Origin of the sequence: Inquilinus sp. NPDC058860 (genome assembly GCF_042743185.1) — a bacterium.
In the GTDB taxonomy this organism is placed as follows: Bacteria; Pseudomonadota; Alphaproteobacteria; order DSM-16000; family Inquilinaceae; genus Inquilinus.
Genome location: NZ_JBHYMS010000047.1, coordinates 1 through 12,585, shown reverse-complemented (window position 1 = coordinate 12,585; position 12,585 = coordinate 1). Strand labels below are relative to the sequence as shown.

At 72.5% G+C, this 12,585-nt stretch carries 14 protein-coding genes; 11 read left to right on the top strand and 3 right to left on the bottom strand.

Annotated features, from left to right (window positions below):
* Positions 1-2: 2 nt before the first annotated feature.
* Entirely contained in the window at positions 3-683 is a 681-nt protein-coding gene (locus tag ACFW16_RS26310; RefSeq protein ID WP_380310679.1) for a haloacid dehalogenase type II, read from the top strand.
* Between the two features lie 21 nt (positions 684-704).
* Here the strand turns inward: ACFW16_RS26310 and ACFW16_RS26305 are convergent, their stop codons facing one another.
* A complete protein-coding gene (locus ACFW16_RS26305) occupies positions 705-1,778 on the bottom strand; it encodes a LacI family DNA-binding transcriptional regulator (RefSeq protein WP_380310676.1) in 1,074 nt (357 codons plus the stop codon).
* 107 nt (positions 1,779-1,885) lie between these two features.
* Between ACFW16_RS26305 and ACFW16_RS26300 the strand changes: the two genes are divergently transcribed.
* Complete coding sequence (locus tag ACFW16_RS26300) at positions 1,886-2,110, top strand: hypothetical protein (RefSeq protein ID WP_380310674.1); 225 nt, start codon at positions 1,886-1,888, stop codon at positions 2,108-2,110.
* 39 nt (positions 2,111-2,149) lie between these two features.
* Here ACFW16_RS26300 and ACFW16_RS26295 read toward each other — a convergent pair whose 3' ends face one another.
* Positions 2,150-3,154 (bottom strand): alpha/beta hydrolase family protein, encoded by a 1,005-nt coding sequence (locus tag ACFW16_RS26295; RefSeq protein ID WP_380310672.1) that lies wholly within the window; start codon positions 3,152-3,154, stop codon positions 2,150-2,152.
* Between the two features lie 140 nt (positions 3,155-3,294).
* Complete coding sequence (locus ACFW16_RS26290; RefSeq protein WP_380310670.1) at positions 3,295-5,775, bottom strand: Tex family protein; 2,481 nt, start codon at positions 5,773-5,775, stop codon at positions 3,295-3,297.
* Positions 5,776-5,949: 174 nt separating this feature from the next.
* Between ACFW16_RS26290 and ACFW16_RS26285 the strand changes: the two genes are divergently transcribed.
* The 9 genes from ACFW16_RS26285 to ACFW16_RS26245 all read left to right on the top strand — a co-directional run bounded on the left by ACFW16_RS26285 (position 5,950) and on the right by ACFW16_RS26245 (position 12,513).
* The gene (locus ACFW16_RS26285; RefSeq protein WP_380310668.1) at positions 5,950-6,420 is read left to right on the top strand and encodes an SRPBCC family protein; all 471 of its coding nucleotides are present in this window, start codon (positions 5,950-5,952) and stop codon (positions 6,418-6,420) included.
* Positions 6,421-6,432: 12 nt separating this feature from the next.
* Positions 6,433-7,017, top strand: a complete 585-nt coding sequence (locus ACFW16_RS26280; protein WP_380310666.1) for a glutathione S-transferase N-terminal domain-containing protein — start codon at positions 6,433-6,435, stop codon at positions 7,015-7,017.
* 157 nt (positions 7,018-7,174) lie between these two features.
* Positions 7,175-8,644 (top strand): DHA2 family efflux MFS transporter permease subunit, encoded by a 1,470-nt coding sequence (locus ACFW16_RS26275; protein ID WP_380310664.1) that lies wholly within the window; start codon positions 7,175-7,177, stop codon positions 8,642-8,644.
* Between the two features lie 57 nt (positions 8,645-8,701).
* Entirely contained in the window at positions 8,702-9,499 is a 798-nt protein-coding gene (locus tag ACFW16_RS26270) for a DUF1835 domain-containing protein (RefSeq protein ID WP_380310662.1), read from the top strand.
* Positions 9,500-9,523: 24 nt separating this feature from the next.
* Positions 9,524-10,288, top strand: a complete 765-nt coding sequence (locus ACFW16_RS26265; RefSeq protein ID WP_380310660.1) for an HpcH/HpaI aldolase/citrate lyase family protein — start codon at positions 9,524-9,526, stop codon at positions 10,286-10,288.
* An 87-nt stretch (positions 10,289-10,375) separates the two neighbouring features.
* The gene (locus tag ACFW16_RS26260) at positions 10,376-10,762 is read left to right on the top strand and encodes a hypothetical protein (RefSeq protein ID WP_380310658.1); all 387 of its coding nucleotides are present in this window, start codon (positions 10,376-10,378) and stop codon (positions 10,760-10,762) included.
* 93 nt (positions 10,763-10,855) lie between these two features.
* Positions 10,856-11,341, top strand: a complete 486-nt coding sequence (locus tag ACFW16_RS26255) for a copper chaperone PCu(A)C (RefSeq protein WP_380310656.1) — start codon at positions 10,856-10,858, stop codon at positions 11,339-11,341.
* Between the two features lies 1 nt (position 11,342).
* Complete coding sequence (locus tag ACFW16_RS26250) at positions 11,343-11,945, top strand: SCO family protein (RefSeq protein ID WP_380310654.1); 603 nt, start codon at positions 11,343-11,345, stop codon at positions 11,943-11,945.
* Positions 11,946-11,997: 52 nt separating this feature from the next.
* Positions 11,998-12,513 carry a YcnI family protein gene (locus tag ACFW16_RS26245; protein ID WP_380310652.1) on the top strand — a complete coding sequence of 172 codons (516 nt, stop codon included), beginning with the start codon at positions 11,998-12,000 and terminating at the stop codon, positions 12,511-12,513.
* The last annotated feature ends 72 nt before the right edge of the window (positions 12,514-12,585 follow it).

Sequence of the window (12,585 nt, the reverse complement as noted above, 5' to 3'; positions counted from 1 at the left end):
CCATGACACCGCTGACCGGGGTGAAGGCCTGCGTCTTCGACGCCTATGGCACGCTGTTCGACACCGCCTCCGCCGCCCGGCGCAGCGCCGACCTTTTGGGCGACAAGGCCGGCCCGCTGGCGGCGTTGTGGCGCGAGAAGCAGCTGGCCTACACCTGGCTGCGGGCGGTGCAGGGCCGCCACGCCGATTTCTGGCAGGTGACCGGCGACGCGCTGGACTTCGCGCTGGAGGCGCTGGCGATCGGCCGGCCCGGTCTGCGGGACCGGCTGATGCAGCTGTACCTGACTCTGGATCCCTATCCGGAGGTGCCGGAGGTATTGCGAAGGCTGCGCGCCGCCGGGCTGAAGACCGCGATCCTGTCCAACGGCACGCCGCGGATGCTCGACGCCTTGGTCGCCGGGGCCGGGCTGCAAGGGCAGTTCGACGCGCTGCTGTCGGTGGAGCAGGCCGGCGCCTACAAGCCGCATGCGAGCGTCTATCAGCTGGCGCTCGACGCCTTCGGCCTGCCGGCGCGGGCGATCGCCTTCCAGTCGTCGAACGGCTGGGACGCTTACGGCGCCTCGGCCTTCGGCATGCAGGTGGTCTGGTGCAACCGCAGCCGGCAGCCGCGGGAGCGCCTGCCCGGCGCGCCGGACCGCGAGGTCGACACGCTGGCGGCGCTGCCGGCCCTGGTCGGGGCATAGCACAGCGCCGAAACCTGCGGATCAGCCCTTCGCCGGCCCGGTCGAGGCGCGCAGCACCAGCTCGGTGCCGAAATGGATCTCCTGGCGGCCGCGCGGGTCGATCAGCAGCTCCGCCGCCGCCCGCCCCTTCTCGACCAGCGGCTGGCGGATGGTGGTCAGCGGCGGCCGGGAGTTGGCGGCCGCGGCGATGTCGTCGAAGCCGATCACCGAGACGTCGCCCGGCACCGACAGCCCCTGCCGCGCCAGCCAGTCCATGGCCCACAGCGCCAGCCGGTCGCAGGTGGCGAGGATCGCGGTCAGCCCCGGCTGGCGCCGCATCAGCCGCGGCATGCTGCGCTCGATCGACTCGGCCTCGAACAGGCATTCCTCGATCGCCACCTGCCCGGCCGGGACGCCGGCCCCGGCCAGCACGTCGAGATAGCCGTAGAGCCGCTGCTGGCAGGCGTCGTAGATCGAGTCGCGGATGCGGCGCAGCGACACCGCGCCCTCCCGCGAATCCGGCATCAGCTCCATCGACAGCACGCCGACCCGGCGGTGGCCGAGTTCGAGCAGGTGCCGGGCCGACGCTTCCGCGCCGGTCCGGTCGGCGACGGTGACGGTGCGGCAGCCCTCGACCAGCGGCTGGTCGACCGTCACCACCGGCAGACCGCGGCTCTTGATGATGTCGAGGACGCCCGGCTCCTCCTCCATGCAGTACATGATGAAGCCGTCGACCGCGGCCGAGGCCAGGGCCCGGCGCGCCGCCTCCACATCCGAGGCGGCATAGACCGAGATGCCGCGCCCGGTCTCGTCGCACACCGCGGCGACGCCCTGGATCAGGGCCAGCGCCGCCGGATCGCCGAAGGCGTAGCCGAGGCCTTCCGGGATCATCACGGCGACGGTGCCGATGTGGCCGGTGCGCAGCATCCGGGCCAGCGGGTCCGGCCCCTGGTAGCCGAGCGCCCCGGCCGCCGTCATCACCTTGTCGCGGATCGCGTCGCTGACCCGCTCGGGATGGTTGAAGACATTGGAGACGGTGCCCTGCGCCACGCCCGCCGCGGCGGCGATGTCGCGCAGGCGGGCCTTGGGCTTGAGTGGCGGCGCGTCCTCGGGCATGCCGCCACCCTAGCCCCGATTTTGAACCGATTCAAAAACTCCTTGACGCCGGCGGCTGCTGGCGCGATTATGAATCGATTCAAAAAATCGATTCAAAGGAGGCCGTCATGTCCCTCATGACCGGGTTCCCGCTGGTCGGCCATCTGATGCAGATCAGGCTGGGCGGGCGGTTCCGCCATCTGTCGCCGTCGGTGGCGGCGGAGTTGGAGGCGTTCGCCGCGGAGCAGGAGGCCGCGACGGCGAAGCCCGCCGCGGCCGGGCCGCCGGAGGACGGGTGCGGGCTGCCTTCGCCGCGGGTCGCCCCGCGGCTGCGGCTGCGGGAGGCCTGCTGACGCCGGGCCGGGTGCCGCAGGCGCCCGCCCATCGGCGGGTCAGGGCGTCTTCGTCCGCAGAAGCCGGCGGTCGAAGAACGCGAGAACGGCCGCGTTGAACTGCCGGTGGAACGCCACGCGGTCGAAGCCGTCCGCATCGGCGCAGACCTCCGGCTCGCCGAAGTCGGCGACCGCCTTGGCGAGTGCTGTGCCGCACGGCGCGAGGAAGGCGAAATGGCCGGACCCGGGAACCACCCGGTAGTCCGGCTTCGTCGGCAGGCCCCGGTCGACCGCCGCGGCATCGCGGGGCAGCACGCCGTCGCCGCCATGCTCGGACGCCCAGAGCTGGACCGGGACCGCCACATCCGCCAGACCGGCCGGGGTGAAGGTGAAGCCGAGCGCCGGGTCGGCGATCACGGCGGCCTTGATCCGGGCGTCGCGGGCGGGCGGTTCGGCCAGGGCGGAGCCGTCGCGGATCTGCTCGCACCAGCGATTGCCGGGATAGGTCGGGCAGTTCGAGAGGACCATCCGGAAATCCGGGGTCCCGCCGATGGCCGCCAGCACCGTATAGCCGCCCCTGGAGAAGCCGAAGGCGCCGATCCGCTCCGGATCGATGCGCCCCGACTCTGGCCAGTCGGTGAGCATGTGGTCGACGAGCCGCCTGATGTCCTGCGGCCGCTCGATCATGGCGACGATGTCTCCCGGGCGCCGGATCTTCGACTGGCCGCTGTCCAGCGGGTGGTTGATCGCGGCGACGATGAAGCCGGCATCGGCCAGCGCCTCGGCGGTGTCGTGATGGCCCCCGAACCAGCCGCCGACGCCGTGCGACATCACCACGAGCGGGTGGCCGCTGCCGGTGACGGGGCAGTCCCGCACCGCCGTCACGCTGAGCGGGCCGAAGCCGATCTCCGCCGGGGCGGCGGCGCAGGGATACCAGACCCCGCCCGTCAGGGCCGGCATGTCGCCGCGGGCCGGTATGTCGATCAGCGTCAGGCCGGCGGCGCCGGCATCGGTTGCGACCAGCGCGACAGCGGCGGCGGCCAGCATTGCGGCAATGGATCTCATGGTCGTCCCCCTTCACGGCGAAGGCCGTGTGACGGGGGACGAGCAAGGCCCGTGCCGCGGCGAAACGCCCCGGATATCCTGGGGCCTCAGGAGAATACGGCGAATATTCCGCCGATGATCAGCAGGATCCGCCGAACGGGCTAGCTGCGCTTGCTGGTCACCAGGCCGGCGCGGCGCAGGGCCTCGGCCATGGCGCCGTCCGGCTCCGGCGCCGGCGCGCGGGGCTTCTGCGGCTGCTGCGGCTTCGGCTGGGCCGGGCGCTGCGATCCGGAATCCTGGTCCGGACGGCCGCGGCGCGGCTGGCCCTGACCGTCGCGGCCCGGCCCTCCGCGCCCCTGGCCGCCACGGCCCTGCTCCGGCTGTCCGGGCCGATCCTGCCGCGGCCGCCCGTCGTGCCGCCCGCCCGGGGCGCCGTTCTCGCGGCGCGGCGGGCGGGACTGGCCGTCGTCGTCGAGCCGCATGGTCAGGCCGATGCGCTTGCGCTGCACGTCGACCTCCAGCACCTTGACCTTCACCACGTCGCCCGGCTTGGCCACCGTGCGCGGGTCCTTCACGAAGGTCTTCGACATCGCCGAGATGTGCACCAGCCCGTCCTGGTGCACGCCGATGTCGACGAAGGCGCCGAAGGCCGCGACGTTGGTGACCACGCCCTCCAGCACCATGCCGGGCTGCAGGTCGGTCAGCTTCTCGACGCCGTCCTTGAAGCTGGCGGTCTTGAAGGCCGGGCGCGGGTCGCGGCCCGGCTTCTCCAGCTCGCGCAGGATGTCGGTCACCGTCGGCACGCCGAAGCTGTCGTCGGTGAAGCGCTCCGGCTCCAGCCCGCGCAGGGTGGCGCTGTCGCCGATCAGCGCCTTGATCTCGCCGCCCGTGGCCTCGATGATCCGGCGCACCACCGGATAGGCCTCGGGGTGCACGCCCGAGGCGTCGAGCGGGTCGTCGCCGTTCGGGATGCGCAGGAAGCCGGCGCATTGCTCGAACGCCTTGGGCCCGAGCCGCGGCACGTCCTTCAAGGCTGCGCGGACCCGGAACGGGCCGTTGGCGTCGCGGTGCTGCACGATGTTCTGGGCCAGCCCCTCGCCGACGCCGGAAACCCGGGCCAGGAGCGGCGCCGAGGCGGTGTTGAGGTCGACCCCGACCGCGTTCACGCAATCCTCGACCACGGCGTCGAGCGAGCGCGACAGCTTGGTCTCGCTGAGGTCGTGCTGGTACTGGCCGACGCCGATCGACTTCGGGTCGATCTTCACCAGCTCGGCCAGCGGGTCCTGCAGCCGGCGGGCGATCGACACCGCGCCGCGCAGCGACACGTCGAGCTCCGGCAGCTCCTGCGAGGCGAAGGCGGAGGCGGAGTAGACCGAGGCCCCGGCCTCCGACACCACCGCCTTGGTCAGCGTCAGCTCCGGATGCCGCTTCATCAGCTCGGCGGCCAGCTTGTCGGTCTCGCGCGACGCCGTGCCGTTGCCGATGGCGACCAGGTCCACCGCATGGGCCTTGGCGAGCTCGGCCAGGGTGGCGATCGAGTCGTCCCAGCGCTTCTGCGGCTCGTGCGGGAAGATCGCAGTGGTGGCGACGACCTTGCCGGTGGCGTCGACCACCGCGACCTTCACCCCGGTTCGGAAGCCGGGGTCGAGGCCCATGGTGGCGCGGGTGCCGGCCGGCGCCGCCAGCAGCAGGTCGCGCAGGTTGCCGGCGAAGACCTTCACCGCCTCCTCCTCCGCCGCCTGCCACAGGCGCAGCCGGAGGTCGATGTCGAGATGGACCAGGATCTTGGTGCGCCAGGCCCAGCGCACCGTCTCGACCAGCCAGGCATCGCCCGGCCGGCCCTGGTCGGCGATGCCGAAGCGGCGGGCGATGCGCTGCTCGTACAGGCCCGGGGCCTTGCGGTCCGCCGAGTCGGGCACCTCCTCCGGCTCGAGCGTCAGCGACAGCACCTCCTCCTTCTCGCCCCGGAACAGGGCCAGGATGCGGTGCGAGGGCAGCCTGGTCAGCTTCTCGGCATAGTCGAAATAGTCGGAGAACTTGGCGCCCGCCTGCTCCTTGCCCTCGCGCACCTTGGACAGCAGCCGGCCGCGGGTCCACGCCTCCTCGCGCAGGGCGCCGATCAGGTCGGCATCCTCGCCGAAGCGCTCGACCAGGATCGACCGGGCGCCGTCCAGCGCCGCGGCCGCGTCGGCCACGCCCTTCTCGGCGTCGACGAAGGCGGCGGCCGCCTCCTGCGGGTCGCGGCCGGGATCGGACAGCAGCGCATCGGCCAGCGGCTCCAGCCCGGCCTCGCGGGCGATCATCGCCTTGGTCCGGCGCTTCGGCTTGTAGGGCAGGTAGATGTCCTCGAGCCGGGCCTTGGTCTCGGCCGCCTCGATCTGGGCGCGCAGCGCGTCGTCCAGCTTGCCCTGCTCGGCGATGCTGTCGAGGATCGTCTTTCGCCGCTCCTCCAGCTCGCGCAGATAGCGCAGCCGCTCGTCCAGCGTGCGCAGCTGGGCGTCGTCCAGCCCGCCTGTCGCCTCCTTGCGGTAGCGGGCGACGAAGGGGACGGTCGCGCCGCCGTCGAGCAGCTCGACCGTGGCCGCGACCTGGGCCTCGCGCACGGAGAGCTCGTCGGCGATGCGCTGGCTGATGGAGATCATCGAACGACCGGAGGTGTTGTGATGGGGAACCGGAAGGGGCTGCTTCTACCGCGCCGCTGCCGTCCAGGTCAAAACCGCCGGCAGTCGCCTTGCCTCGCCCGCCTCCGCCATGATACTGAAGCCATCGCTTAAGCAACAAGGCTGAGTCATAAGGCTGGGCCGGGAGGAAACGCCATGAGCGAACGATCCGTGCAGCACGGCGGCTTCACCATCGATCGCCGCTACGACGCGCCGCCGGCCCGGGTGTTCGCGGCCTGGGCCGACCCTGCCGCCCGCCTGGCCTGGGGCGCGCCCGGCGAGGGCTGGGAGCTGGCCGAGCCGCGATTCGACTTCCGCATCGGCGGCATCGAGACCAGCCGCTTCGGCCCGGCCGGCGACCCGCTCTATCGCAACGAGACCCGCTACGCCGACATCGTGCCGGACCGCCGCATCGTGTTCAGCTACACGATCGACCGCGGCGACACCCGGATCTCGGCCTCGCTGAGCACGGTCGAGCTGCTGCCGGACGGCGCCGGCACCCGGCTGATCTTCACCGAGCAGGCGGCTTTCCTGGACGGCGGCGACCAGCCGGAGATCCGCGAGGGCGGCTGGCGCTCCCTGCTGGAGAAGCTCGATGCCCTGCTGCGGCGCCGGGCGGCCCATTGAGGAGGATCTGCGATGAAACTGTACCTCGCCCCCGGCGCCTGCAGCCTGGCCGACCACATCGCCCTGCACGAGGCCGGGCTGGAGTTCGAGCGGATCCGCGTCGACATCCCGACCCGCCGGACCGAATCGGGCGACGACTTCACCAAGGTCAATCCCAAAGGCTACATCCCGGCGCTGGTGCTGGACGACGGCACGGTGCTGACCGAGAACGCCGCCATCCTGACCTGGGTGGCCGAGCGCGCCCCGCAGCTGGCGCCGGGCGGCGAGCTGGGACGGGTCCGGCTGGCCGAGATGCTGAGCTTCATCGGCGCCGAGCTGCACAAGCTGCTGATCCGGTCGATCTTCCCGACCGGCGACCAGGAGAAGCAGATCGTCGACGAGGTGGCGGCGCAGCGCTTCGCCTATCTCGCCGAGCGGCTGGACGGCGACTATCTGTTCGGCCGGGAGATGAGCGTCGCCGACGCCTATCTCTACGTCATGCTGCGCTGGGCCAAGGCGCTGAACCTGCCGCTGCCGGACCCGCTGCCGGCCTATTTCGACCGGGTGGAGGCGAGGCCTGCGGTGCAGCTGGCGCTGCGGCACGAGGGCCTGAGCTGACGCCGAATGGCTCTGGGCCGGGGCTTGCCTCGGCCGACCCCAGCATGATACTCAACCCATGAGTTAAGAAACGTGGCCGCCGATCCGGGGCCCGGCCGTGGCGGTTGCGCCCGTCGAGGCCGGCCGACCGCACGGCACAGCATCAGGGGAGAACGCCATGACGGACCACCCTGCCGATTCCCGCGCGGTGGCGCCCCGGAACGGGCGCTGGCTGGCGCTGGGCGTGCTGTGCCTGGGCGTGCTGATGATCGTGCTGGATTCGACCGTCGTGAACGTGGCGCTGCCCTCGATCAAGGCGGATCTCGGCTTCAACGATTCGACCCTGGCCTGGGTGGTGAACGGCTACATGCTGACCTTCGGCGGCTTCCTGCTGCTGGGCGGCCGGCTGGGCGACCTGTTCGGCCACCGCCGGCTGTTCCTGGTCGGCCTGGCCGTGTTCACCCTGGCGTCGCTGGCCTGCGGCCTGGCGACGGGCCAGGCCTTCCTGGTCGCCGCCCGGGCGGTGCAGGGGCTGGGCGGCGCCGTCGTCTCCGCCGTCGCCCTGTCGCTGATCATGGACCTGTTCACCGAGCCGGGCGACCGGGCCAAGGCGATGGGCGTCTACGGCTTCGTCGCCGCCGGCGGCGGCAGCGTCGGCGTGCTGCTGGGCGGCCTCCTGACCGGGGCGCTGAGCTGGCACTGGATCTTCCTGATCAACCTGCCGATCGGCATCGCCGTCTTCGCCCTGTCGCTGGTGCTGTTGTCGGCGACCCGCAACGAGGCGGCGGACGGGCGGCTCGATATCGCCGGCGCGGTCACCGTGACCGCGGCGCTGATGCTGGCGGTCTACGCCATCGTCAACGGCAACGAGACCGGCTGGACCTCGGCCCGCACGCTCGGCCTGCTCGGCGGCGCCGTGGCGCTGCTGGCGGCGTTCCTGGCGATCGAGAGCCGGGTGGCGGCGCCCTTGATGCCGCTCGGCCTGTTCCGGCTGCGCAGCCTGGCCGTGGCCAATGTCGTCGGCGTCCTGTGGGCCGCCGCCATGTTCGCCTGGTTCTTCCTGTCCGCCCTCTACATGCAGCAGGTGCTGGGCTACGGCCCGATGGAGGTCGGCCTGGCCTTCCTGCCGGCCAACCTGATCATGGCGGCCTTCTCGCTCGGCCTGTCGGCGAAGCTGGTGATGCGCTTCGGCATCCGCCTGCCGATCGTGATCGGGCTGCTGCTGGCGGCCGCCGGGCTGGCGCTGTTCGCCTGGGCCCCGGTGGAGGGCCGCTTCGCCCTGCATGTGCTGCCGGGCATGCTGCTGCTCGGCCTCGGCTGCGGCATGGCGCTGAACCCGGTGCTGCTGGCGGCGATGAGCGAGGTGGCGCCGACCGACTCCGGCCTCGCCTCCGGCATGGTCAACACCGCCTTCATGATGGGCGGGGCGCTGGGCCTGGCGATCCTGGCCAGCCTGGCGGCGTCGCGCACCGGCGGGCTGCTGGCCGGCGGCGCCGAGGCGCCGGCCGCACTGGTCGGCGGCTATCAGGCCGCCTTCCTGGCCGGGGCCTGCTTCGCCGCCCTGGCGGCCCTGCTGGGCGCGACGCTGCTGCGCACGCCGCCCACGGCCGCGGAGCCGGCGGGCGAGGCAGAAAGCGTCACGTCGTAGCATCGCGCTGTCCCGCCGCGATCGGGTTGCTATAGTCCCGACCCGGAGGGAGTCGCGATGACTGTTCCCCTGCTTCATCTGTGCTGCGGCGACAGCGCCGCCGGAGTGATCCGCGAAGGCCTGCCCGATTCGGCGGTGCTGATCCTGCGCGACGACCTTGCGGTCGGGCCGCTCGGCGATGTCGACGAGGACCGGCCGGACGCCCGCGCCGCCTTCTGGCACGCGCTGCTGGCCGAGAAGGACCGCACGGCGATCGAGACCGGCGGGGCGCTGGTCGAGCAGCTGGCAGCCGAGGCGGCGGCGCTGCGGCACCTGCCGGACGCGGCGGAGAGGATCGTGATCTGGCACGGCACCGGCGCCGCCGAGCAGCTGATGCTGCGCCGGGCGCTGTGGGCGCTGCGCGACGCCGCGACGCCGGTCGAGGAGGTGGCGGTCGGCCCCGAGCTGCTGCCCGGGGCCGGGCGCCGCGACATGACGGCGGTGGCGATGCTGCCGCCCCAGGACATCCCGCGCGCCGCCGCCACGGCCCGGCCGGTCGCGCCCGAGCGGCGGACCCGGCTGGCCGCGGAGTGGGAGCGGCTGCGCGCCGACAGCGGCGGCCTGCGCCACCACCGGGACGGCGCCATCACCACCCACCCGATCGATGCGCATGACCAGGAGATCCTGGCGGCGCTCGGCCCCGACTGGCGGCCGGCGGCGCGCGTGACCGGCCAGCCGATGGGCACGATCACCGGTTTCTTCGCCACCGACGCCTTCTGCTTCTGGCGGCTGCGCCAGCTGGCGGCGCAGGGCCGGGCGGAGATCCGGGGCGACATCTCGGCCATTCGCCGCTGCGAGGCGCGGCGGCCGGACTGAGAGAAGAAGACGGAAGGACGACGGATGGAACTCGACCGCAACCGGTTCAAGGCGGCGCTGGCCGCGGGGCAGACCCAGATCGGGCTGTGGAGCAGCCTGTGCAGCAACATCGTCGCCGAGATCGTCGCCGACAGCGGCTTCGACTGGATCCTGTTCGACACCGAGCATTCGCCGAACGACCTGCCGGGCCTGCTGGGCCAGCTCCAGGCCGCTTCACGCGGCACGGCCACGGGCATCGTGCGGCCGGCCTGGAACGACCCGGTGCTGATCAAGCGCATCCTCGACATCGGCGCCCAGGCGCTGCTGATCCCCTTCGTCCAGACGGCCGAGGAGGCGCGCCGCGCCGTGGCCGCTTGCCGCTACCCGCCGGCCGGCATCCGCGGCATCACCACCAGTGGCCGCGGCAGCCATTACGGCCGGGTGACGGACTACCTGAGGACGGCCGATGCCGAGATCTGCGTGCTGGTGCAGGTCGAGACCGGCGAGGCGCTGGCGCGGATCGAGGAGATCGCCTCGGTCGACGGCGTCGACGGCGTGTTCATCGGTCCGTCCGACCTGTCGGCCTCGCTGGGCCATATCGGCAATTCCCAGCACCCGGAGGTCCAGGCCGCCATCGAGGACGCGGTGCGGCGCCTGACCGCGATCGGCAAGCCGGCCGGCATCCTCACCTCGGTCGAGGCCGAGGCCCGGCGCTATCTCGACTGGGGCTACCGCTTCGTCGCGGTCGGCACCGATCTCGGCCTCCTGGCCCGCAACGCCGACGCGCTGGCCCGTGGCTTCAGGGGCTGATCGCGGGCACCATGTCGCAGACCGGCCGGGTTTGCGCCCGGCCGCGGCCGTGATATCCCGGCCGGGATGAAGGGGGAGCACTGGCACGTGCGCATGAGGTCGGCACGGAGACGGGCATCATGGGTCGCGCTCGGCGCGGCCTATCTGCTGTTCGTCCAGGCCATCCTCGGCGGCCTCGCCATCGGCGCCAGCGCCGCGCCGGCGGCGTTCGACCCGCTCTCCGCCCTCTGCCGCACGGATGACGGCTCCGGGCCCGTCCGTCCGGACCTGCCGGCCGGCCATCCGCATCTGCCCGACTGCTGCACCACCGGCTGCAGCATGTTCAGCGGCGCGCCGGTGCCGGCCTTCGTCGCGGTGCTGCTGGTGCCGCATCTGGCCAGCCGGACCGAGCCCGCGCCCCTGCCCCCGGCCCCGGTCGCGGCCGCGCCGCAGCGGTCGCCGGCCAATCCACGAGCGCCCCCCGCCCAGGCCTGATCCAGCCGGGCCCGCCGCCGGCGGGCCCAAGTCGGTTCACGGCCGGAGCCCGGCGCCAAGGATGCGCCGCCCGGCCAGCCTGGAGCAGATCCCATGTCCCTGTCCGCGATGGCGCGTTTGCGCCGCGCCGCCCTCACCGCCGCCCTGGCCCTGCTGGCTTTCGGCCCGGCCGCCGCGCACGAGTTCAAGTCCGGCCCGATCGAGGTGGTCCACCCCTGGGCCCGGGCCACGCCGCCGGCCGCGAAGGTCGGCGGCGGCTATGCCGAGATCCGCAACGACGGGTCGGAGCCGGACCGGCTGGTCTCGGTCACGGCCGAGGTCGCCGGCCGCGTCGAGATCCACGAGATGGGCGTCAAGGACGGCGTCATGACCATGCGGCCGGTGGAGGGCGGCGTGCCCGTGCCAGCCAACGGCACCGCCGCCCTGGCGCCCGGCGGCTACCACCTGATGCTGCTGGAGCTGAAGCGGCCGCTGAAGGCGGGCGAGAGCTTCGCCGGCACCATGACCTTCGAGAAGGCCGGCACGATCGCCGTCACCTTCGACGTCCAGGCCATCGGCTCGACCGGGGCGGGGCATTGAGATGCGCCCCCGCATCCTGGTGCCGGTGCTGCTGGCCGTCGCCGCCATCCTGGTGGGAGGCGCCGGCTTCCTGCTGGTCTATTCCAAGGACCCAACAACCCGGCCGGTGGTGTCCGGCGCGCTGCCGGGCGGCCCGTTCCGGCTGACCGACCAGACCGGGGCGACGCTGAGCGACGCCGACCTGAAGGGCCGGCCCTTCGCCGTGTTCTTCGGCTTCACCCACTGCCCGGAGATCTGCCCGACCACGCTGTGGGAGATGTCGCAGGCGCTCGAGGCCCTGGGCCCCGACGCCGGCCGGCTGCGCCTGCTGTTCGTGACCGTCGATCCGGAGCGCGACCGGCCGGAGATGCTGCGGGAGTACCTGCAGTCCTTCGACCGCCGGATCACCGGCCTGACCGGCAGCCCGGACGAGATCGCGGCCGTGGCCAAATCCTACCGGGTCTATTGGCGCAAGGTCCCGACCGGCGACGGCGACTACACCATGGACCATTCGGCCATGGTCTATCTGATGGATGCCGAGGGCCGGTTCACCGACACCATCGCCTACGGCACGCCCGAGCCGGAGCGGCTGGCCGCATTACGCCGCCTGATCAGCGGCACCTAGTCCTTTTCCCGTTCAACCATTGCCGGCCCAGCCGGCGACCTGGAGATAGACCATGCTGAAATCTTTCCTGCCCGCCGTGGCCCTTCTGGCCGCGTCCGCCCCGGCTTTCGCCCATGTCACGCTGGAGACGCAGGAGGCGCCGGTCGGCGCCACCTACAAGGCGGTGCTGCGCGTGCCGCACGGCTGCGAGGGCTCGCCCACCGTCAGGATCCGCGTCCAGATCCCGGAGGGGGTGATCGCGGTCAAGCCGATGCCGAAGCCCGGCTGGACCCTGGAGACGGTGAAGGGCAAATACGCCGCCTCCTACGACTATTACGGCACGCCCACCAGCGAGGGCGTGAAGGAGGTGGTGTGGAGCGGCGGCCGGCTGCCGGACGAGTTCTATGACGAGTTCGTCTTCCGCGGCTACCTGACCGCCGGGCTGACGCCGGGCCAGCATCTGTACTTCCCGGTGGTGCAGGACTGCGAGGTCGGGGCCGACCGCTGGATCGAGATCCCGGCCGAGGGCAAGGATTCCGACGACTACGAGACCCCGGCGCCGGGCCTCAAGCTGCTGCCGAAGAAGTGACGGCGCTTCTTTCGGACAACCGACCCAATCAGTCCCCCCTCCCCTCGCGGGAGGGGGCCAGGGGGAGGGGGT